A 23523-nucleotide genomic window follows, 5' to 3' on the forward strand; every position below is an offset into this window, starting at 1 on the left:
ACCGCTCTGCTCTCAGCGGCCGGGGAGTCGTGTCGTGACTTCCTGGAGGACCCAGCCGTTGCCGTCGGGGTCGTTGAAGGAGGCGAACGAGCCGTAACTGGCGCGCTCGGGGTGCGGGCCGCGCACCCGGCCTTCCTGTGTGCCGCGATGGAAGACACCGCCGGCGTCGTGGAAGATCTCGCCCACGTCGATGCCGCGGGCGGTGAGGTCGGCGTGTGCGGCCTCGATGTCCGAGACGACGAGGTGCAGGCCCTGAGTCGAGCCAGGAGCCGCCGTGGTGACCCCGGTGCCGAAGAGGATGGAGCACTGGGAGCCGGGCGGCGTGAGGTGCACGACTCGGTAGGCGTCGTCGGCGGCGTAGTCCACGTCCAGGCGGAATCCCAGGGCCTCGTAGAAGGCCTTGGCCCGGTCGACGTCCGAGACGGGCAGCACCACGACTTCGAGTTTCAGGTCCACTGCGCTCTGACTCCCATGGGTGGGGCGACGCGCTCCCGGCACGTCACCTGTTGAGCAGGTGACGAAATGCTGTCAGCCTCCGTCGTCACCCGTCAAGTCGGTGATGGATTGACTTCGATGCCGAGAAGTTTGCTTACGGAGAGTCGCGAGTTGTGGCAGTGAGTCACGATAGCGCCCATGGGTCGGGCTTCGCGTTCTCCGGCGCGCCGCCCCACCGTCACTACCGGCGCCACCGCGGCTGAATAGTCGACCGGTTGACTATCGGTTCGCCCGCCCAGTAGGTTGACGGGCCCGAGAGACCACCCCTCACCAAGGAGATCGCCGTGAACTCTCACAAGGTCGCAGTCGTCACCGGCGCCTCACAGGGCTTGGGCGCCGCCATCGTCGACGCCTACCGGAAGGCCGGCTACGCCGTCGTCGCCACCTCGCGCCACATCGTCCCCGCCGAGGACTCGGGCATCCTCGCCGTCCAGGGTGACATCGCCGACCCGACCACCGCGGAGCACGTCATCGCCGCCGCGCTGGAGCGGTTCGGCCGGGTCGACACCCTCGTCAACAACGCCGGCATTTTCGTCGCCAAGCCCTTCACCGAGTACACCCTCGACGACTACGCGGCCGTCGTCGGTGTGAACCTCAACGGATTCTTCCGCATCACCCAGCTGGCCATCGAGCAGATGCTGACCCAGGGCGGTGGGCACGTCGTCACCATCACGACCAGCCTCGTCGACAACGCCGACGCCCGAGTCCCGTCCGTGATGGCCTCGCTGACCAAGGGCGGTCTGCAGTCCGCCACGAAGTCACTGGCCATCGAGTACGCCACCCGCGGCATCCGCGTCAACGCCGTCTCGCCCGGCACGATCAGGACGCCCATGCACGCGGAAGAGACCCACGCGTTCCTCGCCGGACTGCACCCCGTCGGCCGGCTGGGCGAGCCCGGCGACATCGCCGACGCGGTGATGTACCTGGAGAACGCCCCGTTCGTCACCGGTGAGATCCTCCACGTCGACGGCGGTATGAGCGCCGGACACTGAGTCGCGCGACCGCCGTGGTGCCCCTTGCCGTGACCCATCCGTCACCTGCCAGAATGGTGACATGATGCACACCTTCAAGTGCGGCGCCCCGGTGCTCGACTTCGTGGGCACCCTGCGTGCACGGCGCAACGCGGTGCCCACCGAGATGCTCACCTCCCCGGACAGTCTCGACGCCTGGTTCCGTGAGTCGGGTCTGGTGGACGGGGACACCCAATGCGAACCGTCCGACCTGCAGCAGGCGATCGCTCTTCGTGAGGCGGTCTACCTGCTCGTCATGGCGACACTGGAAGGCGACGACTACGACGCCGCCGCTCTGGCACTGGTCAACGACACGGCGCGGACGCCGCCCGCCGTTCCGCGACTCGTGCAGCGAGGGCGCTGCCGGGTCGAGGCGACACCGCGGCAGGCGTTGTCGTCCATCGCGCGCGAGGCCGTGCAGCTGCTCGGCGGCCCCGAGGCGGCGCTGTTGAAGGAATGCAGCAGAGGCGAGTGCACGCAGGTCTATCTCGACCGGTCGCACGGGAGCCGTCGGGAGTGGTGCGCCATGGATCCGTGCGGCAACAGGATCAAGGCGGCCGCCTACCGTGCGCGCAAGCGGACCGAGGCGCGAACGGCGTCGTCGCGGCGGGCGAGCCGGTGAAGCGGGGGCGTGGGCTCTCGGCGTCCCAGCGGTGTGTCATCGGTCGGCCCGCTCAGCGCGCCGCGCGGGCCGTCGTCGTTGCGAAGATGGCGAGCTCCGCTTCACCGCTCCGCGCGTGATCGGCTGTCCCGGCTCGCGCGGTGGCAGGCCTCAGGTCCGAGCCGGCGCCTGAGCGCCCAGCAGCGCCAGGCAGTTGGCCCACAGGCTGCCGAGGGGTGCGACGTTGTTGTAGAGCTTGGCGAACAGCACCTGGCCCTCGAGCTGGGCGACCACCGACTGGGCGGCCGCGTGCGTGTCCGCTACGGAAACCTCGCCGCGCGCCTGTGCCTCGGCGACGACCCGGCCCACCATCTCGGCCTGGGCCTCGAAGATCTGCTGAAGCCGTGCACGTATGGCCTCGGTCTGATTGCTCATCTCCAGGGAGAGGTTGCCGAACAGGCAGCCCGAGATCACTCCGCAGCTCTCCTGGCCCGCCTGCTGACCGGCCTGTGTGGCCTCGAACAGCTGACGCAGTCGCTCGAGCGGCTCGGCGTCGCCGTCCAGGATCCGGGTCCACTCGCGCCGCTCCGCGGTCCAGTGCTCCTCGATCACCGCGAGGGCGAGGGCTTCCTTCGACTCGAAGAAATAGTAGAAACTGCCCTTCGGCACACCCGCGGCCTTGCAGATCTCGGCCACGCCCAGAGCGGAGTAGCCGCGCTGCTCGATCAGCGAGTGCGCAGCGGTCAGGATCTTTTCCTTCGCGTCGCTTGTCCGGCCCATAGGGCAAGTATACGACCGACCGACTACGACAGGCGCGGGAGGCCGTCAGGGCGCGGCGACGAGTGGGGGCTCGCCCCAGTCGGCGGTGAGGGTCTGCCGCAGTGCGTCGACGGCCGGGCAGCCGATGCGGTCGGCGAGGACCGACTCGATGACGGCTATGGTGGCCTGCGCCCGCTCGTGGACCCGCCGGCCCTCGGCCGTGGTGCGGATGAGGATCCTGCGCGCCGAGTCCGGGTCGGGGGCCTGTTCGAGCAGGCCCATGCCGATCAGGGCGTGGACCACCTGATGGGCCGTCTGCCGGGTCACCCCGATGCGGCGGGCCAGCTCCGACACGGTCGTCCCCTCGGGGTCGAGCAGCGCGAACACCGACGCCTGGGTGGAGGTGACCGGCTGCTCGCCCGCCGCCTCCATGCTGGCGAAGAGGGCCTCTTCGAACCAGCGACGGGATTCGGCGAACAGCTGGGGCAGATTGGCCGTGCGGTGGCTCATGGCTCCTTCAATGGGGTCGGTGACAGGCGGGATTATCCCCTGCCGTCGTACCCCGGCGCCCCCGGCGGTGGCTTCAGCGGACGCAGCGCACGGCGAAGTCGAGGCTCGCGGTGAAGCACCGTTCCACCTCGTCCTCCGGGATGCCCGCCCAGAGGTGATCGCCGCCCGGTACGGGGACGAGTTCCGCGTGCGCACCCACGGCGCGCAGGGCCGAGACGAGGCGGTCGCCCTGGGCACAGGGAACGATCACGTCGTAGGTGCCGTGCAGGACGAGGAAGGGCGGCGCGCCCGGTGCGACGTGGCTGACGGGGCTGGCGTCCCGGGCGCGGTCGGGCAGGTCGGTCAGTGCCCCGCCGATCAGCAGGGCCTCGAAGGTGCCGGGGTCGGCCGGGTCGTAGTTCCCGGGCGGCTGGTCCTCGGCGAGGCGGGTCAGGTCGGTCGGCGCGTACCAGGTGACGCAGCCGCGTATCGGGGGAGCGCCGGCTGTGAGGGCGAGGAGCGCCGCGAGATGCCCGCCGGCCGACTCGCCCCACAGGACGGTGCGGTCCGCGTCCAGCCCGAGCTCGGCGGACCTGGTGCGCAGCCAGGCCACCGCGGCCCTGAGGTCTCGCAGCTGGCCGGGGTGGGTGACCTCGCCGCTGAGCCGGTAGTCGGGGCAGGCGAGGGCGAACCCCGCGCGGACCAGTCGGGCGAAGGGGCCCGGCTGCCAGTGGCGGAAGCGGGGGCCGAGATCGTCGCGCAGTCCCGTGCGCCAGGCGCCCCCGTGCACGAAGACGATGACCGGCACCGGGCCCTGGGCCCGCGCGGGCAGCCACAGGTCCAGCTCCAAGGGGCGGTTGCCCTCGGGTACGGCGTAGACGGCGCCGCGCAGCAGTCGTACCCCGTCGCCCGCGGGCGCGAGGGGCGGCAGAGGCAGCGCGGCCGGGTCGGGCGGGGCGAGCAGTTCCGCAGGGAAGGTGTCCGGCAGGGGCATGGGAGACTCCGGGGCGAGGTCAGCGGGCCAGGCGGGGGAACAGGGCGCGTGCGTTGGCGGTGGTGATCGACCGCCATGTCGTGCCCTCGACGGGAGCGGGAGCATCGGTGAAGGCCGCGGCGTGCGCCTCGGCGGCGGGGGCCGGCGTCCAGCAGTAGTCACTGCCGTAGAGCAGGCGCTCGGGATCGGCGAGGCCCAGCAGGGCGGGAACCTGGCGGGGAAAGGCCGGCCCGGCGACGTCGTAGTAGAGGCGCCGTAGCTGGGCGACGGCGTCCGGCACGTCCTGTGCGGCAGGTGTGAACAGCTTCAGGAACCCGTTGATCCGATCGGCCAGCACGGGCAGCGCGCCGCCGCAGTGCGGTACGACGACCTTCAGCTCCGGGTGGCGTTCCAGCGTCCTGGCGAACAGCAGGTCCGTCACCGTGCGGGCGGTGTCGAAGATGAACCCCACCATGGGGCGGGGGCGGCCCAGGGCGGTCTGCTGCCAGCACACCGGTGAGGTGGGGTGCAGCAGGACGACGGCCTCGCGTCGCGCCAGCTCCGCGAAGACCGGCTGGAGGCGTTCGTCGCCGAGGTACACGCCGTCGGCGTTCGGCTCCAGTACGACTCCGTCCGCGCCGAGCACGTCGAAGGCGTACGCGATCTCCGTGAGGGCTCCGTCGACGTCCGGCAGCGGCAGTGAGGCGAACAGCCCGAAGCGGCCCGGGTGCGCGCGCACGATGCCGGCGCCGTCCTCGTTGACCTCCCGGGCCAGGCGCCGGGCGGCTTCGGCGTCGCCGAAGAAGACTCCTGGCGACGACACGGACAGCACGGCCGTGTCGATGCCGCTGCGGTCCATCAGCTCCAGGTGGGCCTCGGCCGACCAGGCCGGCCAGGCGGGCACGCCGTCCGGCTTGTCGTGGCCGGCGGCCCGGGCCTGGCGGACGTAGGAATCGGTGACGAAGTGCGCGTGGACGTCGATGAGTCCGACGTCGTCAGACGGTGCGGTCATGGTCGTACTCCTCGTGCGGTGGGTGGGACGGAGACCTGCTGCGGAAGGCGCGGACCGCGACACCCTGGTCCGGGCGCCCGCGCGGGAGCGGATCGCGGAGGCGGCGCGCTCGCCGAGGACGATGCCGGACAGCCCGGTCAGCCCCAGCAGGGGAGGGGCCGGTGAGCGGATGTCCAGGGCCCAGTAGACGCCGCCCATCGGCAGGCCCGCGGCGAAGGAGAGCGCGGCGGCGCGCAGGAAGGCGAGAGTTCTGGCCGGGCGGTCGGTCACAGCACCGCCGGAAGCATCTGGCCGAGCACCATGCCGAGCAGCCCGAACAGGGCGACCGGGGGCGGCGCCGGCGACTTGACCCGCACCGCTGCGTACAGCACGCCCACCAGCACGCCGGCCAGCAGTGCCTTGAGGTAGGGCATGGGCGGTTCAGCCTTCGGTGCGCCAGGTGTGGCCGGGGAGGAAGCGCACGTCGTACTCGGCGGGCACGGTGGCGAACCTCTCCGGCGCGGGCACGAACGGCCGCGCGGGCAGGGTGAGTTCGTCGGTCGGCGTGCCCAGGTTCTCGAAGAACCGCTCGAACGTGCCGCCAGGCCCCGCGGCCACTCCGACGATCTGGGTGTGGTGCCGTTCCATCCGGTAGGCGTGGGGGCAGTTCTTCGGCACGAAACCGAAGTCGCCCGGGCCGAGCAGCTTCTCGTACTGCTCGCCCTGGAGGTCCTCCACGAAGAGGCGTACCGCGCCCTGGGTGACGTAGAAGACCTCGTACGTCTCGGGGTGGGAGTGCGCCGGGATGATGTCGCCCTTTGGGCCCTCGCAGGTGAAGAAGTTGAAGGTGTTCTCCGTCTGCTCGCCGCCGGCGTAGATCGTGAAGAGGTCGCCGAAGAGGTGGGCCCGGTCGCCCTGGCCCTTCTCGATGAAGTACGGCTTGCCCGGCTGCGGCGGGATGTGCGAGCGGGTGCGGTACTGGGTGGCGTACTTGATGGTCATGCGGAGCCTCCGGCATCCTCGACAGCAATGTCAGGCTACCTGACATAGAGTGGGTGGCGCGAGAGACCTGCCTCACGGAATCGGCCCGCGACCTCGCGCCCCTCTCCGGGCACCGGGCATGACGTGCGGCGCTCCGGGAGCTCTACCGCTGGGACATGGTCGTCGCCCAGCCCTTGTCGACCGTCTTCCTCGCCTTCTCCAGTTGCGCGTCCGTCGGGAACTGCGGCGTTCCCTCGACGGTCGGCAGCCGTGCGGCGGCGGCCGTGTCGAGGGTGCCGTTCTGCCTCATGGCGTCCATGAGCACCGGACGGGCGTACCCGTGCAGCCGGAGGTTCTGGCCCTCGGGGCTGAAGAGGTACTCCAGCCACAGGCGGGCAGCCGCCGGGTGCGGGGCCTTCTTGCTGACGGCCAGGGCGAAGTACTGGGCGAAGCTGCCGTCGAAGGGGATCGCGACCTGCCAGTCGACGCCCTTGGGGCCGAGCTGGTCGGCGTAGTGGAGGTTGATGTAGTCCCAGTTGATGCTGATGGGGGTACGGCCGTCCTGGACCGTCGTCGTGTCCGAGCTGCGAGGGTTGAAGTTGCCGATCTTCTTCAGCTCGGCGAAGAAGTCCAGGCCGGGCCGGATGTCGTCGAACGACCCGTGGTTGGCCAGCGCGGCGGCGTAGACACTGGCGAAGGCGGTGGCGGACCTGCGTGGGTCCCCTTCGAGCGCGACCTCGCCCTTGTAGGCGGGCTTGAGCAGGTCGGCGAAGGTCTGCGGGCAGGTCTTCACCCGGTTGGCGTCGCAGCCGATGGAGATGTAGCCGCCGTAGTTGTTGGACCAGCGGGCCCCCGAGTCCTTCTGGTTGTCGGGGATCGAGACGTACTCGGCGACCTTGTACGGCGCGAGCAGGTTCTGCTGCGCCGCGCTCCGCGCGAACGTGTCGCCCACGTCGACGACGTCGGGGGCCGTCGGCTTGCCCCCGTTCTTCCTCAGGGCGTCGATCTCGTCCTCGCTGTGGCCCTGCGGATCCTCGACGGTGACCTTGATCCCGTACTTCTTCTCGAAGCCCTGGATCAGGCCGCCGTAGTTCGCCCAGTCGCGTGGCAGCGCGATCGCGGTGAGCCTGCCCTCGTGTCTCGCCGCGACGGTCAGCGCGCGCATGCCGCCCGCGTTCGCGGCGGAGGTGGCCGTCGACGGCTTCTGGGGCGTGGCGGGCGGTGCGTGCTCGCAGGAGCTCAGGCCCAGTGCCACGAGAGCGGAGCAGACGAGGGCGACCGCTGCTCGGGCACGGGATGTGGTCACGACTGCTCCCGGGGAGGGGCAGGCGACAGGCCCGAAGCGGCGGGCCCCGCGCCGTGCCTCCTGGCGTCCGTGGGTCTCCTGCGTCGACCAACTGGTCATCGACGCCAGACTACCCGGCGGCCTCACCTGCGGATGCGGCCTGCGATCAGCGTGTTCGCCCGGCGGAACACTCCCCGGCCGTCTCTCTCGCCCCTCTCCGTCTCACGGCGCTGTGTCGTTGTCACAGCGTCGTGTCGTCCCACTGGTCGAGCAGAATGTCCCCCAGTTCCTCCGATTCCGGCGTGCCGACGTCGTGGAGGAACTGTTCGGCCCAGATGACCTTGCCGGTGGGGGTGTAGCGGGTGCCCCAGCGTTGGGCGAACTGGGCGACCAGGAAGAGGCCGCGGCCGCCTTCGTCGGTGGCCTTCGCCCGGCGCAGCCGGGGGGAGGTGCTGCTGCCGTCGCAGACCTCGAAGATCAGGGTGCCCGCGGCCGGTCCGCCGGCCGACGCCGTGCGCAGCAGCCGGACGGTGATGGGCTCGGCGGCGTAGCGGATCGCGTTGGTGATCAGCTCGCTGAGGATGAGTTCGGCGGTGAAGACGACGTGCTCCAGACCCCACTCGGTCAGCCGGCGGGCGCAGGCGCTGCGCACCGGGGCCACCGCCGCCGGGTCGCGGGGCACGTCCCACTCGGCCATCTGCCCCGGGCCGAGGCGGCAGGTGCGGGCCACCAGCAACGCGATGTCGTCCCTGGGCCGGTCGGACAGCATGGCCTCCATCACCGCCGCGCAGGTGGCCTCCGGGGTGCGCTCGGGTCCTGACAGGGCCTCGCGCAGGGCCTGCAGACCGGCGTCCAGGTCGCGGTTGCGGTCCTCGATCAGCCCGTCGGTGAAGAGCACCAGCCGGGCACCCTCGGGCACGCTGAGTTCGGCCGTCTCGACCGGAAGGCCGGCGCCGAGTCCCAGCGGCGGGGAGACGGGCAGCTGGGGGAGGTCGACGGTGCCGTCGGGCCGGACGATCGCCGGTCCCGGATGGCCGGCGGTGGCGAGGACCAGCTGCCCGGAGGTGGGGTCGTAGACGGCGTACTGGCAGGTCGCGCCGGTGATGGTGCCCTGTGCGTCCTCCGCGGGGGCGATCTCCTCGGTGTCGATCTGGGCCACCAGTTCGTCCAGCCGGACCAGCAGCTCCTCCACGGGCAGGTCCAGGCTGGCGAAGTTGTGCACGGCGGTGCGCAGCCGGCCCATGGTCGCCGCGGCATGCAGACCGTGGCCCACGACATCGCCCACGACGAGCGCCACCCGGGTGCCGGACAGCGGGATGACGTCGAACCAGTCCCCGCCCACCCCGGACCGGGCCGGCAGATACCGGTAGGCCACGTCGAGGGCCGGCTGCTCGGGCAGCGCGCGCGGCAGCAGGCTGTGCTGCAGGGTGGCGGCCATGGTGTGTTCCCGGGTGTACCGGCGGGCGTTGTCGATGCACAGCGCCGCCCGGGCGGCCAGCTCCTCGGCGAAGGACACGTCGTCGTCCTCGAACGGCGCGGAGTCGTCGGCGCGCCAGAAGTCCACCACGCCGAGTACGACGCCTCGGGCGCGCAGGGGAACCACGAGCAGCGAGTGGATGCCCTGGTCGAGGATCCGCCGCGCGCGTTCGGGGTGCTGGGCCAGCCAGCCCTCGCAGGCGCCCAGGTCACCGGCCAGGACCGGACGGCTCTCGGCCATCGCCGTGGTGACAGGGTGTTCCGGGACGAACCGGATCAGCTCGCCGACCGAGTACAGGGGCCGGCTCCCGTCCAGGCCGGAGGCGGCTATACGGCGCAGCTCGGTGATCGGGACCGTGGCGGTGGGAGCCTCCTCGCCGCGCAGCACCGCATCCAGCAGCTCGACGGTGACGACGTCGGCGAACCGGGGGGCCGCCACCCCGGCCAGTTCCTCGGCCGTCCGCTGCACATCGAGCGTGGTGCCGATCCGCAGCCCGGCGTCGTAGAGCGACCTCAGCCGTTCGCGCGCCACCTCGGCGCGGCCGGTGAGCGCCTGCAGCTCGGTGGTGTCCCGGAGCGTCACCACGCTGCCGCCCGGCCCGTGAGGTGCGGTCAGCCGCTTGTTGAGCGCGAGCAGCCGGTCTCCCGCCCGGTACACCTGGTCGGTGGCCGGACGGTCGGAGGCCAGCATCGCGGAGAGGCTCTCCTCCAGCCCCAGATCGGTGACGCGCCGCCCCTCCACCTGCGCCGGAAGGTTCAGCAGCCGCCGCGCCTCGTCGTTGGCCAGCAGCAGCCGGCCGTCACCGTCGACGATCAGCACCCCTTCCCGCACGGCGTGCAGGACCGCGTCGTGGTGCTCGTACATCCGGGTCATCTCCACCGGCCCCAGGCCATGGGTCTGCCGCCGCAACCGGCGGCTCACCAGGGCCGCCCCGCCCGCCGCGACGGCCAGGGCCACGGCGGCGCCTCCGACGAGGACGGGCAGCTGCCGGTTCACCCGGTGCTGCACCTTCTCGACCGTGACGGGGACGGAGACGATGCCGATGACCGAGCCGTCGGGATCCTTGACGGGGACCGCCGAGACCACGGACAGCCCCAGGGTGCCCTGGAAGGTGCTCGTGAACGGCTTGCCGCTCGCCGCCTGCGCATAGGGCCCGATGACCCGTTTGCCGACCTGGTGGGGGTCGCTGTGGGTGAGGGTGATCCCGTTCAGCCCGTACACGATGATGGCGTCGACGCCCGCGGCCTTCCGGGCCGCCTGGGCATGCGGCTGCAGCACCACGGTCGGATGCGCGCTGTGCAGTGCCGCCACGACCCCCGGCGAGTTGGCGAAGGTCTCCGCGGTGGCGAGCGTCCGGGTCCGGGCGTCCGCCATGATGTCCCGCTGAGCCTGCACCACCAGGACCGACAGGGCGGCGGCGACGAGCAGGACGACGACCGCCAGCTGCAGGAGGAACACCTGGCCGGCGAGGCTGTGCACGCTCAGCAGCGACCGCCACCCCTCGCCCCGCTGCCGGCGCCGGTCCGGCCCGAGAGCACGCCGGGACGCACCAGGCGCGTCACGCCCGGAATGACCCGAAACAGCACCCATACACCCTTTCTATCGTCTTCTGCCGTCTCGTGACGGCAGACTGCGAGGCGACGGCCATGGGCGCACCCAGGGTGTGCGGAGACGGAGGCGGCGCGGTGCCGTCTCGACCACGGTCCCGATCAGCTGCAGTCGCGCTCGATGACGAGGTCGGCGATGTCGCCGAGGTCGTCGGCGACGATGTCGGGCTGCGGGCCGATCGGACTGAGCACCGCACCCGGGCGGCTCACGAAGGCCGCCTTGCAGCCGGCGTGCAGGGCGCCCGTGACGTCCCAGGAGTGGGCGGCGACGAGGCGCACCTCTGCCGGCGGCACACCGTAGGCGTCGGCGACCGCGTGGTACGGCTCGGGCGCGGGCTTGAGGTGGCGCACTGTGTGCGCCGACATCACCCGGTCGAACAGGTCCCGGATGCCGGCATGCCGCAGTTGCCGTTCCGCCACCTCCTCGACGGAGTTCGTCAGGGCCACCAGGCGCAGGGGAGTGTCCGCGAGCCTGCCCAGGGCCGCCGGCACCTCGGGGTGCGGGGACAGGGAGGTCATCAGGCCGACGGTCTCCTCGATCTGCTCCTCGGTCAGTGACACGCCCTCGCGCTGCGCGAGCATGCGCAGGGCCGCTCGCTGGGCGGTGGTGAAGTCCACGTAGGCGCCGGTCAGGCCGCCGACGAAAGACAGGTGCAGCATCTGCCCGAACCACTGCGGCCGCAGCTTCGCGGAGCCGAAGAGGGCTTCGAACGGCCCGTCCAGGGTCTTGAGGTCCAGCAGCGTCTCGTTGACGTCGAATGCCAGTATCCGGGTCACGTGCGGTTCCGTTCCGTCGTCGGTGGGCCGCTTACTTTTAGAGCCCCTACTCTATTTATCTGCATTAGATTGTCAACTCTAAAAAGGCCGGGACTCTGTTAGCGTGACCGAGTGATGAGCAGCAGTACCGAGGAGTCCCGCAGCACCGGGGAGCGCCGTCTGACCGCCAAGGGCCGGGCCACTCGCGACCGCATCGTGGCGGCGGCGGCCAAGCTGATGTACGAGCGCGGTGTGGCGGGCACCAGCACGGAGGACATACTCAAGGCCGCGCAGGTGACCAGCCCTTCGCAGCTCTACCACTACTTCGGCGACAAGCGGTCCCTCGTCCAGGCCGTCATCCGGCACCAGACCGAGCAGGTCCTCGGCTTCCAGCGGCCGCTGCTGAGCAGGCTCGACAGTTTCGAGGCCCTGGAGGCCTGGCGCGACGCCGTCATCCAGGTGCAGCATGCCCGTGACTGCCAGGGCGGCTGCCCCCTCGGTTCGCTGGCCGCCGAGCTCTCCGACCTCGATCCGCAGGCCCGCGCCCAGCTCGTGGCGGCGTACGGCCAGTGGGAGAACGCCATCCGCGACGGGCTGCGCACCATGCAGGAGCGCGGTGAGCTGCACCCGGACGCCGACGCCGGCCGGCTCGCCCTCGCGCTGCTGACCGCGCTCCAGGGCGGTCTGCTCATGACCCAGACCCACCGCGACACCGACGCCCTGGAAGCGGTGCTGGACGCGATGATCGACCGCATCCGCTGCCATGCGGCCGGCTAGCCGACGCGGCCGGCGCCCTCCGCGCGGTGGGCGCACCGGCGCACTCGCGTCCCGGCAGGCACCCGTCCGGCAGGCACTGCGCGATCTCGAGGCGAGCCGAGTCCGAGACTGCCGCTGATCAGGCGCTACACCGGCGGGCGCCGACCGGTCACCTCGGCGAGCTCGCGCAGGGCCCGAGCCGAGGGCGAGCCGGGGTCCGCGGTGATCAGCACGACTTCCTGGTCGTCCTCGGGCACCAGCAGGACGTCGCAGTTCAGCCGGAGTCTGCCCGCCGTCGGATGGTCGACGGTCTTGGTGCGGTGGCCGGGCGCGTGCACGAGCCGGGTCTGCCACAGCCGGCGGAACTCTTCGCTGCGTTCGTGCAGTTCGGCCAGCAGGGCGGCGAGCGCGGCATCATGGGGATAGCGGTCGGCGGCGCGCCGCAGCCGTGCCACCAGGACGCGCCCGAACTCCTCGGCGCCGGACGGGTCGTACATCGGCCCCTCGCCGAGGAACCGGCGCCGTGCGAGGTTCGTGGTCCCGCGTCCGAGTTCACTGCCGAGCAGCGCCTGCGCCAGCGGGTTCCACGCCACGACACCGTAGGCGGCGTCGGTGACGATCGCGGCGGTCTCCGGCAGCCGCTGCAGCATCCGGGTCACATGCGGGCGCACCCGTCGCACGGGTCCGTCGCCGGGCGGCGCGGCCGATCCGGCGAGGCGGAAGAGGTGGTCACGCTCGGCGGGCGTGAGCCGCAGGGCCCGCGCGAGCGAGTCCAGGATCCGGGCGGACGGCCGGGGCCCGCGGGCCTGCTCCAGCCGTACGACGTAGTCGACCGACATGTGGGCCAGCTCCGCCAGCTCCTCCCGGCGCAGGCCGGGCGTACGGCGAGGTGCGCCGGCCGGCAGCCCGACCTCGTGCGGACGCAGCCCCGCCCGGCGCTCCCGCAGAAAGCGGGCCAGCTCCTGCCTCGGCATGAACGCCTCCTTCGGCGGCCGTCGTCCTCGGCTTCTCCGGGAACCGCCCGGCCTGCTCTTCCTCGGGCTGCCTGGTACAGGTGATCCCTGGCACGGCCGTCGCGCCGCGAGGACCGTGGCTGTCATGAACGATCGCACAGCACTGGTCACCGGTGCCAACAAGGGAATCGGCCGGAACATCGCGGCCCGGCTGGTCGCGGAGGGCTTCGCCGTGTACGTGGGGTCGCGTGACGCCGCGCGGGGCCGGCAGGCCGTCGAGGAGATCGGCGGCGACGCGAGGCTTCTGGTGCTCGACGTCACCGACGCCGACAGCGTCGCGAAGGCCGCGGCACGGGTGGACCGCCTGGACGTCCTGGTCAACAACGCGGGCATCAACCCGTCCCTCGCCCCGCCGACCGAGTCCGACGCCGGGGAGTTCCGCCGGGCGTACGAGACGAACGTCGTCGCCGTGGTGGAGGTGACCAACGCCTTCCTCCCGGCCCTGCGCCGCTCCCCGCACCCCCGCATCGTCAACATCTCCAGCGGCACGGCTTCTTTGACCTGGAGCACGCATCCCAACCCGCAGTTCCCGCCGGGCCGTCCGGGGTCCGCCGCCTACCGCTCCTCGAAGGCCGCCCTCAACGCCCTCACGCTCCTGTACGCCCAGACGCTCGCCGAGGACGGCATCAAGGTCAACGCCCTCGCCCCGGGCCGGCGCGCCACCGACCTGGTTCCCGGAGCCATGGCCACGGGCGGCGACCCGGCGGAGGCCGCGGCCGGGGCCGTACGTCTGGCGCTCCTCCCGGACGATGGGCCGACGGGCGGGTTCTTCTCGTGGGACGGGACCGAGGTGCCGTGGTGAGCCGCTCCCTCTGATGCCCCGGCCCGCCGAATCCCCGGCGAGCGGTCCGCGGCCGGTTCGCTTCCGCGTGCCGTTCCTCTACGCTCGAGGAGGTCACCAACCACCGTATGCATCTGCCCGGTGACGGAGCCGGCGTGGGGTGCGCGTCCCCGCTCCACGCCATCACTGGACGGCTTCAGGCGCAGCCACGGGTCGGCACATCCGGACGCCGACGACCCCGTGCGGCGCGTCCCGCCGGGCAGCGAAAGGGATGCGCCGTGCCTTCGGCTTCGGCGAACTACCGTACCCTGCTGCGCACTTCGGGTGCCGCGGCCTTCTTCCTCCCCGCTGTCGTCGGGCGTCTGGGGATCGCCATGACGGGGATCGGCCTCGTCTGGCTGGTGCACGCACGCACCGGGTCGTATGCCGCCGCGGGTCTCGTCACCGGCGGATTCGCTGTCGCGGACGCCACCGTCGGACCCCAACTCGGCCTGCTCGTCGACCGGTTCGGGCAGACGCGTGTGCTTCCCTGCGCACTCGGCGCACATGCCGGGGCCGTCGCGCTGCTGCTCTCCGGCACCGTTCCGGACCTGCTCGCAGGAGTGCTCGTCGGGGCGACGCTGCCCCAGCTCGGTGCCCTGTCCGCCGCTCGCTGGTCCGCCCTGCTGTCCGGCGAACGGGCTGCCGCGCTGCCCACCGCCTTCGCCCTGGAGGCCCTCGCCAACGGCGTGTCCTACCTGGCAGGCCCGGCCCTGGTGAGCGCCCTCGGGGCAGCGGGCCGCCCGGGCGTCGGCGTGCTGCTCGCCGCCGCCCTCGTCGTCGGCGGCGGACTCGCCCTCGCCGCCCAGCGCCGTACCACGCCGCCCCACACCGGCCGCACCGCACACCGGCACGCCGGACGCGCCCTGCTGCGCCCCGCATTCCTGCGGCAGGCCGCGCTCGGCCTCGCACTTGGGGTGTTCTTCGGCGCGATGCAGGTGTCCATCACCGCGTACGCCGTCGACCGCGGCACGCCGGACGTGGCAGCGCCGCTCTACGCTGCCTCCAACTGTATGAGTCTCATCGGGAGTTGGGCGTACGGAGCAGGGCGCCACGGCGGTTCACCCCGGCGCCACCAGGCCGCGGCCGCCGCCTGCCTCACCTTCGCGTGCCTCCCGCTGACCTTCCTCGACGCGCCTCTCGCCGTCGGCGCCGCCCTCACCCTGACCGGACTCGCCGTGCCCGTCCTCCTGATCCTCGCCTCCGTTCTCACGCAGTCGTCGGTCCCGCGCACCGTCCTCACCCAGGCCTTCACCTGGGGCAACTCCGCCAACGCGGCAGGTTCGGCGGGCGCGGCGGCGGTCGCGGGCCGCGTGGTGGACACGGCCGGCCCGCACGGTGGCTTCGCTGTCGCGGCGGGGGCCGCGGTGGCGATGACGGTCCTGGCGCTCAGCGGTCTGCGGGGCTCACCACGTCACAGCGCCGCCGGTCGCTTCCCGCGGTGACTGGCGGCCGCCTGCTGCACTCCCGGCGGCCCCGGTCCCCTCTCGCGGCGCCGTCCCGGCCGGCCGGCGTACGCGTCGCACCGATCGCCGCACCGAAGCTTCACGCGAAGTTGTCCGTGAGGGGCCGGTGACAGGCACTCAGCGATAGCGAGCCCGGCCCAGGGCCGCCGCCACCGTCAGGGGCACGGTCAGGAGCGCCGCCAGCCAGAACAGGGGCCGGTAGTCGTGCGCCTGGGCGGTGGAGGCGGCCAGCCCGCTGGCCACGGCGCTGCCCACGTACAGGGCGACGCCGAACATGGCCACGCCCGTCGCCCGGGCCGACGGGGAGAGCGCCGTCGCCCACGACTGGATCGTGGAGTGCATGAAGGACCAGCCGCCCCCGAGGAGCAGGGCGACCACGACGAGCGCCCCGCTGGACTGGCTGTATCCGGCCAGCAGGTACGCCGCAGCCATCTGCGCCCCGCCCGCGACGATCAGGCCCGCTGGAGACCACTGCCCGACGAGCCGCTTGACCACCTGGGCCGCCGCCATGGAACCGACCCCGTGCAGAGCCGCGACCGCACCGGCCAGGGTGGTGGGAACTCCGCGCGCCTCCAGTGCCGGGGCCAGATAGGTCAGGAAGCCGAGGAGCACCGCCCCTTCCAGCATCGCCACCGCCATGACGTACCACTGCCAGGGCGAGGACAGGACCACGCGGAAGGGGGCCGGCAGCGACCCGGAAGGCGTCCGCTCGGGCTCGGGCAGGCGGCGCAGGGCCACGGCCAGGCAGGCGGCGAGGACGCCGGGCAGCGCGAACACCAGCCGCCACGTGAGGTAGTGCGCCAGCGCTCCCGCGACGACCGTGGCCACGGCGGTGCCCAGCGCGAACGCGGTCATCAGCTCGCTGAGGGGGCGCTGCCGGACGGCGGCGGGCACCGTGTCGCCCACGTACGTCAAGGACGCGGCGATGGAGGCGGCGAAGAACGCGCCGGCCAGGGCGCGGGCCCCGATCAGCACGGGAGCGTTCGGAGCCAGGGCCGAGGCCAGGGCGGCCAGGGCTGCGCCGGTGAGGGACACCCGCATCACCCACACGCGGCCCCACCGGTCGCTGGCCACCCCCCACACCGGCTGCATCAGCCCGTAGGTGAGGTAGTAGCCGCTCGCGGCCAGCACCACGGTGGGGAGCGGGGCGCCGAGCCGGGGACCGATGAGAACCAGCATGGGCGCGATGCAGAAGCGGTCGAAGTTGCTGACGAAGCCGGCGGTGCGCAGCAGCCGCAAGGCGGAGGCCGGCAAGGTCGCCACCGGTGCCGGCGCGGTGGTGGTCACGGGGCGGACGCTCCCTTCCGAGAGGGTTCGAGAAGAACGGGTGGCAGAGACGACCGATCCGAAGTGGACAGGGTCCCCGACCAGTTCAGCACCGGGGCCCTCAGGGCGGAGACCGCTGGCTATTACCATCACTCACAGCCTGCCGGTTCGGCATCGCGCCTGGTGACGGCAGCATCACAAGAGGGCGCCCGCGGCCGGGCGGACGCCCGCCCTGCGGAGGAGAGGCACCATGACGCGCGGCAGGCTGTCGCCCCCGACACCTGCGCACCCCCCACTGCGGCCCGGGGCGGCGCGGAGTCGGGCCTCCGCGCGCGGTGGCCGGTGAGTGCCGCACCCACGCCGCCGGGCGAGTCCCCCCGCCGCGAACTGGGGGCCTTTTTACGGTCCCGTCGTGAACGGCTGACGCCGAAGGACGTGGGCCTGCCGTACGCCCCGGGCCGCCGGACACCGGGGCTGCGGCGGGCCGAGGTCGCGGAACTCGCCGGTATCAGCGTCTCCTGGTACACGTGGCTGGAGCAGGGCCGGGTGCGCACCTCGGAGCAGGTGCTGCGCGCGGTGTCGCGGGTGCTGCGGCTGGACGCCGCGGAGACCGCGCACGTGCTGTCCTTCGTGGAGGAGAGCAGGCCGCCCGCCGACGCGCCCACCTGGGTGTCCCGCAACCTGCTCACGCTGGTGCAGGCCATGACACCGCACCCCGCGGTGGTGCTCGACCCGCACTGGGACCTGCTGGCCTGGAACGCCGGGTACGCCGCGCTGCTGACCGATCCGGCTCGGCTTCACCCCAAGCAGCGCAACCTCCTCTGGCTGGTGTTCCGCTGGCCGCCGGCCCGCACCCTGCTCGCCGACTGGGAACACGAGGCCCGCGCCCTGCTCGGGCAGTTCAGGTCCCGGGCGGCTCGCCGGCCCAACGATCCGCGGTTCGCCGAACTCGTCGGCGAGCTGCTGTCCGACGACGACGCGGCCCGCTGGTACGAACGCCGGGAGACGGCCGGATTCCAGCCCTCGGTCCGCCGTTTCCGGCATCCGGCCGTCGGCGAACTGCGCCTGCGGTACGTCAAGCTGGCCGCCGTGGACGAGCCCGGTCACCACTTCCTCGCCTACCTGCCCGACGACCGGGACTCCGAGGACGCCCTGCGCCGCATGCAGGCAGACGAATGAGCCCCGCGGGCCTGCTCGTACGAGGACACGGACCCGCAGACGCGTCGACCGCGCCGGGGCCAGGGGCGTCGAGCGGGCCGGGCCGAGCGACGTCAGGCCGTGGCCTCGACCAGGCGCTTCATGTCGGGCCGGTCGGTCACGCAGCCCACCAGGCCGAGCGTCCGGGCCAGCGTCAGGTCGCGCTCGTCGTTGACGGTCCAGGCCATCACGTCGATGCCGGCGGCGCCGCACTTCTCCACGATGGCCAGGTTCAGCTGGCGCAGTTCCACGCTGACCAAGGTGGCGCCGACCTTCTGCGCGCGGCCGACGAAGGTGTCGCGGTGTGCGCTGGGGCCTGCCACCAGCACGGTGCGGGCCTGCGGCAGCAGTGTGTGGATCTCGGTCAGGGCCGCGTCGTGGAACGACAGCACCGAGACCCGGTGCAGCAGGTCGCGGCCGGTGAGCACCTTGGCCAGCGTCCGGGCGGCGGCCACGTCCTTGATCTCGGCCTGGATCGGCAGCGTCGGCCCGACGGCGTCCAGTACCTCTTCGAACGTGGGGATCCGCTCGCCGAGGCCTGCGTCGAGCTTCTTCAGCTGCCGCAACTCCTGGTCGGCGATGGGACCGGAGCCGTCCGTCGTGCGGTCCAGGGTCTCGTCGTGCATGACGACCAGCTCGCCGTCCCTGCTCAGGTGCAGGTCCAGTTCGATGCCGTCCAGCCCCTCGCGTTCGGCCCGCAGGAAGGAGCGCAGGGTGTTCTCCGGCTCGGCGGCCATGACGCCGCGGTGGCCGATGGTGAAGAAGGACACTCGTTGCCGTCCTTGGATGTTGATGGTTCGGGGCAGCCGCACGAGCGCCGTAACGCCGCCGGCCGACATGCGACCGCTCGTCGGAGAACCCAAGCCTAACGGGGTCGTCCGCGGAGCCACTGGTGCCGACGCGGTGAGGTCGGACAAGCTCGGCACATGGACTGGATGCCCTTGCTCTCCACGCTGGCCGGTGCCGTCATCGGTATCGCGGCCACGGTGATCGCCGATCGCAACCGTTGGAAACGGGAGGAGGCCAGACACGCGCTGGAAGTCCGGCGCGAGGTGTACACGGAGTTCGTCTCCGCCCTCAAAACCGCGGGTGAGGAGATGCGGGCGGTCGCCTTGGGCGATCACATGTCCGAGTCGGCACGTGATGCGGCGGTGCGGGAAGCCGTCCGCGGCACGGGCATCTACACGGCGAGCGAACGCCTGTGGCTCGTGGGCCCGCCGCAGGTGGTGGCCGCGGGGAACGAGGCGTTCCACAGCATGCGGGCGATACGCGACGCCTACGCCCGGGGGGTGGCCGTCGATTCCGCCGAGTCGGCGCCCCTGATAGCGCGCCGGCGCACGGCCATGGCTCAGATGCGTCGCCTCATGCGTGAAGACCTGGGAATCGGCCCCCTGAGCATCGAGTGAGCGTCACCGGCCCCGCCGAGCAAGGAACTTGGTGCTTGGCGGCGAGGGGTGCGGCGTGTGCGGCCGCTGCCGGGGGCGGACGGGGAAGGCCCCGGACCGGGATCGGTCCAGGGGCCTTCCTGCGCGTCGGCGGATGCCGTCACCACCATCCGCCGTGGCCGCAGACCACCCGGAAGCTGCCCACGACGCCGCGGTGACCGAATCCGCCATCGCCGTGCGATCCGAACTCGCCGTCGCCGTCGCCGTCATGGCCATGAGGCACCACGCCGAAGCTCTCACTGCGGGGGCCCACGGTGGCGACCGGAGGACCGCCGTCGCAGTTGAAGCCCCGGAAGACTTCGACGGTCTTCCAGCTTTCGTTGAGAACGTTGAAGCTGTGCGCGCCCAGTCCGCTGGCCACGGTGATGCAGCCTTCCGCGAAGGCCGGGTACGAACGTTCGTTGACGAAGATCCTTCCGACTCTCCCGTGGCCGCGACCGCGGCCGCCGAAGCCATAGCCGTAGCGTCCATCGTCACCGTGACGTCCGCCGTCGTAGCGGCCACCGCCGTCATGGCGTCCACCGTCACCGCGGCGTCCACCGTCGTCATGGCGTCCCCCGTCACCGCGGCGTCCACCGTCGTCGCGTCCACCGTCGCCGTCGCGGCCCTGGTTGCCGCCTCCGTCCCCGGTCTTGACGCCCGAAGGTGCCGTGGCGGAAGAGGCGGAGGCTGCGAATGCGGTGAGTTGCACAGGCAGGGTGGCGTGATGCGCCGACTGGGCGGAGTGGTGCAGAGGCTGGGTTGCCCGGTGGAGGGTGGGGGAGGCCGGCGTGGACTCGACGGGCGAGGCATAGGTGATGCCGGCAGCTGCAAGGACGGTCGCGCCTATTCCGGCACCGACCACGAAAGCACGCGAGGGCATGGGCACTCTCTCTTTCTGATGCGCGTTGGCCGGACAACCGACCTGCGATGAACGTACCGAGAGTGCCCATAACCGGCATTTCAGGCGTGTCCAGGGTGTGAGGCTGTGAGCCAACCAGGTGTCAGAGACTCAGGACGACGCCCGAACGAGTCAGCGTGCTATGCGGTGTCCTCGGTGCCGAAAGCGGAGCGCGCCGAAAACGAGATCGGCGAGGAGCACGACGGCACCGATGATCAGCAGGTAGAACAGGCCGTGCGCGGCGAAACCGATGATGCCCAGCACGACGGCTGCGAGGATCAGGAGCAGAAACAGGACCATCGACTCTCCCGGTGGCCTCGGTGGTTCAGCGCCGGGCCAGGCGGCGTTCGCCGCCCGCACCCGGGGCGTAATCGAGCGAGTAGTGGGCGAAGACACCCGACTCGGCGGAGGCCGGGAGCTCGCCGTCCGTGTCTATCGCGGGGGCCTTCTTGACCAGGCCTTTGTCGTAGGCCACCTTCACGTAGCCCGGGCCGACGGTCGCTCCCACGAGCGGCACGAACACCAGCCGGCGGCGAGTGGGCAGGCCGGCCGTGACCGTCGCGAAGATCGGCTTGTCCGTCGCGGTGTCCACGTAGACCGCCTCAAGGGCGCCGATCCTGTGGCGACCGGGATCGACCACATCATGGCCACGCCATTCACGGATGTCGCTTGCCTCGAACACGATGACCTCCGCGTCCGCGAGTACCCCGTGAGAGCCCGCCTAACAGGGTCGGCTATCGAACGCCGGGTGACGCAGCCGTCACTCTTTGTCGCTACGGCGTCGCCGCCCGGCGGAGCGGCGACCGGCCCCGCCCCTACTTGAGAAGCGGCGGCACGTCCGGCACCTCGATCGCGTTCGCTATGTCGGCCGGGGTCAGCTTGAAGTTCTCGGGGTAGGCGTCGCGCCGCGTACGGCGGGCGGGCTCGGTCGTACGCCAGGTGTACAGGCAGCGGCCGCACTGGAGCACGTCCCACACTCCGGGGACGGGTGAGGTGGCGAGCCGGGTGACCGTCTCGAAGGCGCAGCGGGGGCACTCGGCAGGCAGATGGCTCATGGGGTCGTCCTTTCAAGGGATCGGTCAGGTGGTTCAGGCGCGGCCTGCGAGCATGCTCTGCAGCCGGGCCGCCCACTGCGCGGTCTCCGGCAGGTCCTTGGCGGGCGTGGAGAAGTTGCCGCGGCTGTCGGGTGACACCGGCGTCGTCGCATCGATGATCATCTTGCTGGTGATGCCGGCGGGCTGGGCCGCCGGGGCCAGCTCCACGACGGACAGGTTGGGTATGACGACGACGTCGTCCTTCGGGTTGACCTTGGCGGACATCGCCCACATCACCTGCGGCAGGTTGAAGGGGTCCACGTCCTCGTCGACGAGGATCACCTGAGCGACGTAGCCGAGTCCGTGCGGTGTCGTCATGGCGCGCATGCCGACGGCCTTGGCGAAGCCGCCGTACCGCTTGGCCGTGGAGATGATCACCAGCAGACCGTGCGTGTACATGGCGTTGACGGCCTTCACCTCGGGGAACTCGGCGCGCAGCTGCTTCAGCAGCGGCACGCACGTGTTGGGGCCGACGAGGTAGTCGCACTCGGTCCACGGCATGCCGATGTAGAGCGACTCGAAGACCGGGTTCGTACGGAACGAGACGCGGTCGACCCGGATGACCGGCATGCGGCGCCCGCCCGAATAGTGGCCGGTGAACTCGCCGAACGGGCCCTCGATCTGCCGCTTGCGCGACTCGATGACGCCTTCGATGACGACCTCGCTGCCCCACGGCACGTCGAAGCCCGTGAGCGGTGCGGTGGCGATCGGGGCGGGCGCCCCGCGCAGTGCGCCGGCCATCTCGTACTCGCTGTGGTCGTAGGCCATCGGCATCCCGGCGACGATCGCCATCACCGGGTCGTTGCCGAGGGTGATGGCGATGGGCAGGTCCTCGCCCTTCTCCTCGGCCTTGCGCAGGTGCTGGGCGACGTCGTGCATGGGTACCGGCTGGAAGGCCAGACGGTTGGTGCCGATCACCTGGATGCGGTACGTGCCGACGTTCTGCTTGCCGAAGTGGCCGGGATCCTCGGGGTCGCGGGAGACGACGGCGGCCTTGTCGAGGTAGAAGCCGCCGTCGCCGTCGTTGAGACGGAACAGCGGAAGCACCGAGAAGAGGTCGACGTCGTCGCCCACCTGGGTGTTCTCGCGCCAGGGGGCGTCCTCGCGGCGCTCGGGCGCGACGGGGAAGGCGTCCCAGCGGCGTGCGAACTCCTCCACCTGCTCCTTGACCGGGGTGTTCCTCGGCAGGCCGAGCGCGAGCGCGTGGTTGGCCCACGAGCCGTGCACGTTCATCGCGATCCGTGCGTCGGTGAAGCCCTTGACGTTGTCGAAGTAGAGGGCGGGCGCGTTCTCGCCGATGCGGCCGGTTGCGTTGGCGGCGGCCGCGAGATCGGGCTCCGGCAGCACCTCGTCGGTGATGCGCAGCAGCTGCCCCTCCTTGTCCAGGGTGTCGAGGAAGCTGCGCAGATCGTCATAAGCCACAGGGAACTCCTTTGCGGGGTCGGGGACGTCAGGCGGCGTCGCGGGAAGCGGTGCGGGCCGCGCGCATTCCGGCCCAGCGCCTGGCGGCCGGCGCGGGCAGCTCGAACTGGTCGAGGACGCGGGCCACCACGTGGTCGACGATGTCGTCGACGGTGCGCGGATGGTTGTAGAAGGCGGGCATGGGCGGCACCAACTGCACGCCCATGCGGGCGAGTTCGAGCATGTTCTGCAGGTGGATCTCGCTCAGCGGGGTCTCGCGCGGGACGAGGACGAGCCTGCGCCGCTCCTTCAGTACGACATCGGCGGCGCGCGCGACCAAGCCCTCCGCGTAGCCGGTCCTGATCCCGGCGAGGGTCTTCATCGAACACGGCACGATCACCATGCCGTCCGTGCGGAAGGAGCCGGAGGAGATGGTGGCGCCCTGGTCGTCGGGGTGGTGCGTGACGTCCGCGAGGGCGGACACCTCCGCCACGGACAGACCGGTCTCCAGCTCGATCGTCGTGCGCGCCCACCGGGACAGGACGAGATGCGTCTCCACGTCCGGCAGCTCCCGCAGATTCTCCAGGAGCCGGACACCGAACGGCGCGCCCGTCGCCCCGGTCATTCCCACGACCAACCGCACAGGACCACTCCTCATCCGTTGCTGACCTGTGCTTTCACGCTACGAGGCGGTCCGGCCGCGACGGCGGTACGCTCGGGACTAGTGATGGGGAAAAACGGACACGATCGGCATCCTGACG

The 23523-nt window shown here is 71.6% G+C and carries 26 protein-coding genes; 7 read left to right on the top strand and 19 right to left on the bottom strand.

All coding sequences use genetic code 11. From position 1 onward, the window contains the following. Nucleotides 1–12: 12 nt before the first annotated feature. Nucleotides 13–456, bottom strand: coding sequence for a VOC family protein (locus ACGFZN_RS24360; RefSeq protein ID WP_393860589.1), 444 nt, complete (start codon nt 454–456; stop codon nt 13–15). A 323-nt stretch (nt 457–779) separates the two neighbouring features. Here ACGFZN_RS24360 and ACGFZN_RS24365 point away from each other — a divergent pair, with 323 nt between their 5' ends. Together ACGFZN_RS24365 and ACGFZN_RS24370 are read left to right on the top strand one after the other, a co-directional pair. Then, on the top strand, nt 780–1487 hold the full coding sequence (locus ACGFZN_RS24365; RefSeq protein ID WP_393860590.1) for an SDR family NAD(P)-dependent oxidoreductase: 708 nt from the start codon (nt 780–782) through the stop codon (nt 1485–1487). A gap of 64 nt (nt 1488–1551) precedes the next feature. After that, entirely contained in the window at nt 1552–2127 is a 576-nt protein-coding gene (locus ACGFZN_RS24370) for a CGNR zinc finger domain-containing protein (protein WP_393860785.1), read from the top strand. Between the two features lie 150 nt (nt 2128–2277). Here the strand turns inward: ACGFZN_RS24370 and ACGFZN_RS24375 are convergent, their stop codons facing one another. The 9 genes from ACGFZN_RS24375 to ACGFZN_RS24415 all read right to left on the bottom strand — a co-directional run bounded on the left by ACGFZN_RS24375 (nt 2278) and on the right by ACGFZN_RS24415 (nt 11445). After that, the gene (locus tag ACGFZN_RS24375) at nt 2278–2886 is read right to left on the bottom strand and encodes a TetR/AcrR family transcriptional regulator (RefSeq protein WP_393860591.1); all 609 of its coding nucleotides are present in this window, start codon (nt 2884–2886) and stop codon (nt 2278–2280) included. A gap of 45 nt (nt 2887–2931) precedes the next feature. Beyond that, on the bottom strand, nt 2932–3375 hold the full coding sequence (locus tag ACGFZN_RS24380; protein WP_393860592.1) for a MarR family winged helix-turn-helix transcriptional regulator: 444 nt from the start codon (nt 3373–3375) through the stop codon (nt 2932–2934). Nucleotides 3376–3448: 73 nt separating this feature from the next. Next, the gene (locus ACGFZN_RS24385) at nt 3449–4348 is read right to left on the bottom strand and encodes an alpha/beta hydrolase fold domain-containing protein (protein ID WP_393860593.1); all 900 of its coding nucleotides are present in this window, start codon (nt 4346–4348) and stop codon (nt 3449–3451) included. 19 nt (nt 4349–4367) lie between these two features. After that, nucleotides 4368–5609 carry a DUF1427 family protein gene (locus ACGFZN_RS24390; protein ID WP_393860594.1) on the bottom strand — a complete coding sequence of 414 codons (1242 nt, stop codon included), beginning with the start codon at nt 5607–5609 and terminating at the stop codon, nt 4368–4370. Continuing rightward, nucleotides 5606–5752 carry a DUF1427 family protein gene (locus ACGFZN_RS24395; RefSeq protein WP_393860595.1) on the bottom strand — a complete coding sequence of 49 codons (147 nt, stop codon included), beginning with the start codon at nt 5750–5752 and terminating at the stop codon, nt 5606–5608. Before ACGFZN_RS24395 ends, ACGFZN_RS24390 begins: the two co-directional genes overlap by 4 nt. A gap of 7 nt (nt 5753–5759) precedes the next feature. Then, nucleotides 5760–6320 (bottom strand): quercetin 2,3-dioxygenase, encoded by a 561-nt coding sequence (locus ACGFZN_RS24400; RefSeq protein ID WP_393860596.1) that lies wholly within the window; start codon nt 6318–6320, stop codon nt 5760–5762. A 142-nt stretch (nt 6321–6462) separates the two neighbouring features. Continuing rightward, the gene (locus ACGFZN_RS24405; RefSeq protein ID WP_393860597.1) at nt 6463–7605 is read right to left on the bottom strand and encodes an ABC transporter substrate-binding protein; all 1143 of its coding nucleotides are present in this window, start codon (nt 7603–7605) and stop codon (nt 6463–6465) included. Nucleotides 7606–7825: 220 nt separating this feature from the next. Next, the gene (locus ACGFZN_RS24410; RefSeq protein ID WP_393860598.1) at nt 7826–10651 is read right to left on the bottom strand and encodes a SpoIIE family protein phosphatase; all 2826 of its coding nucleotides are present in this window, start codon (nt 10649–10651) and stop codon (nt 7826–7828) included. A 119-nt stretch (nt 10652–10770) separates the two neighbouring features. Next, the gene (locus tag ACGFZN_RS24415) at nt 10771–11445 is read right to left on the bottom strand and encodes a haloacid dehalogenase type II (protein WP_393860599.1); all 675 of its coding nucleotides are present in this window, start codon (nt 11443–11445) and stop codon (nt 10771–10773) included. A gap of 114 nt (nt 11446–11559) precedes the next feature. Here ACGFZN_RS24415 and ACGFZN_RS24420 point away from each other — a divergent pair, with 114 nt between their 5' ends. Beyond that, on the top strand, nt 11560–12201 hold the full coding sequence (locus tag ACGFZN_RS24420) for a TetR/AcrR family transcriptional regulator (protein ID WP_393860600.1): 642 nt from the start codon (nt 11560–11562) through the stop codon (nt 12199–12201). Between the two features lie 125 nt (nt 12202–12326). Here the strand turns inward: ACGFZN_RS24420 and ACGFZN_RS24425 are convergent, their stop codons facing one another. Further along, nucleotides 12327–13154: a helix-turn-helix transcriptional regulator gene (locus tag ACGFZN_RS24425; RefSeq protein WP_393860601.1), complete on the bottom strand. Its 828-nt coding sequence runs from the start codon at nt 13152–13154 to the stop codon at nt 12327–12329. Nucleotides 13155–13278: 124 nt separating this feature from the next. Here ACGFZN_RS24425 and ACGFZN_RS24430 point away from each other — a divergent pair, with 124 nt between their 5' ends. Together ACGFZN_RS24430 and ACGFZN_RS24435 are read left to right on the top strand one after the other, a co-directional pair. Continuing rightward, complete coding sequence (locus ACGFZN_RS24430; protein WP_393860602.1) at nt 13279–13995, top strand: SDR family oxidoreductase; 717 nt, start codon at nt 13279–13281, stop codon at nt 13993–13995. A gap of 257 nt (nt 13996–14252) precedes the next feature. Next, complete coding sequence (locus ACGFZN_RS24435) at nt 14253–15458, top strand: MFS transporter (RefSeq protein WP_393860603.1); 1206 nt, start codon at nt 14253–14255, stop codon at nt 15456–15458. A 138-nt stretch (nt 15459–15596) separates the two neighbouring features. On the opposite strand, the gene ACGFZN_RS24440 is transcribed toward ACGFZN_RS24435, so the two are convergent. Then, nucleotides 15597–16766 carry an MFS transporter gene (locus tag ACGFZN_RS24440; RefSeq protein WP_393860604.1) on the bottom strand — a complete coding sequence of 390 codons (1170 nt, stop codon included), beginning with the start codon at nt 16764–16766 and terminating at the stop codon, nt 15597–15599. A 321-nt stretch (nt 16767–17087) separates the two neighbouring features. On the opposite strand from ACGFZN_RS24440, the gene ACGFZN_RS24445 reads away from it, so the two are divergent. Next, the gene (locus ACGFZN_RS24445; RefSeq protein WP_393860605.1) at nt 17088–17924 is read left to right on the top strand and encodes a helix-turn-helix domain-containing protein; all 837 of its coding nucleotides are present in this window, start codon (nt 17088–17090) and stop codon (nt 17922–17924) included. A 92-nt stretch (nt 17925–18016) separates the two neighbouring features. Here ACGFZN_RS24445 and ACGFZN_RS24450 read toward each other — a convergent pair whose 3' ends face one another. Continuing rightward, nucleotides 18017–18712, bottom strand: coding sequence for a glycerophosphodiester phosphodiesterase (locus ACGFZN_RS24450; protein WP_393860606.1), 696 nt, complete (start codon nt 18710–18712; stop codon nt 18017–18019). Nucleotides 18713–18868: 156 nt separating this feature from the next. Here ACGFZN_RS24450 and ACGFZN_RS24455 point away from each other — a divergent pair, with 156 nt between their 5' ends. Then, a complete protein-coding gene (locus tag ACGFZN_RS24455; RefSeq protein ID WP_393860607.1) occupies nt 18869–19348 on the top strand; it encodes a hypothetical protein in 480 nt (159 codons plus the stop codon). Between the two features lie 139 nt (nt 19349–19487). On the opposite strand, the gene ACGFZN_RS24460 is transcribed toward ACGFZN_RS24455, so the two are convergent. The 6 genes from ACGFZN_RS24460 to vdcB all read right to left on the bottom strand — a co-directional run bounded on the left by ACGFZN_RS24460 (nt 19488) and on the right by vdcB (nt 23405). Further along, nucleotides 19488–20249 (bottom strand): hypothetical protein, encoded by a 762-nt coding sequence (locus ACGFZN_RS24460; protein ID WP_393860608.1) that lies wholly within the window; start codon nt 20247–20249, stop codon nt 19488–19490. Between the two features lie 150 nt (nt 20250–20399). Next, complete coding sequence (locus tag ACGFZN_RS24465; protein ID WP_393860609.1) at nt 20400–20567, bottom strand: hypothetical protein; 168 nt, start codon at nt 20565–20567, stop codon at nt 20400–20402. Between the two features lie 25 nt (nt 20568–20592). Further along, on the bottom strand, nt 20593–20949 hold the full coding sequence (locus ACGFZN_RS24470; RefSeq protein ID WP_393860610.1) for a PRC-barrel domain-containing protein: 357 nt from the start codon (nt 20947–20949) through the stop codon (nt 20593–20595). A gap of 133 nt (nt 20950–21082) precedes the next feature. Then, complete coding sequence (locus tag ACGFZN_RS24475; protein WP_393860611.1) at nt 21083–21322, bottom strand: non-oxidative hydroxyarylic acid decarboxylases subunit D; 240 nt, start codon at nt 21320–21322, stop codon at nt 21083–21085. Between the two features lie 33 nt (nt 21323–21355). Further along, entirely contained in the window at nt 21356–22783 is a 1428-nt protein-coding gene (locus ACGFZN_RS24480; protein ID WP_393860612.1) for a non-oxidative hydroxyarylic acid decarboxylases subunit C, read from the bottom strand. Between the two features lie 28 nt (nt 22784–22811). Next, nucleotides 22812–23405, bottom strand: a complete 594-nt coding sequence (gene vdcB, locus ACGFZN_RS24485) for a non-oxidative vanillic acid decarboxylases subunit B (RefSeq protein WP_360158466.1) — start codon at nt 23403–23405, stop codon at nt 22812–22814. Nucleotides 23406–23523 lie beyond the last annotated feature (118 nt).

It is taken from the genome of Streptomyces sp. NPDC048192, assembly GCF_043202415.1.
GTDB lineage: Bacteria > Actinomycetota > Actinomycetes > Streptomycetales > Streptomycetaceae > Streptomyces.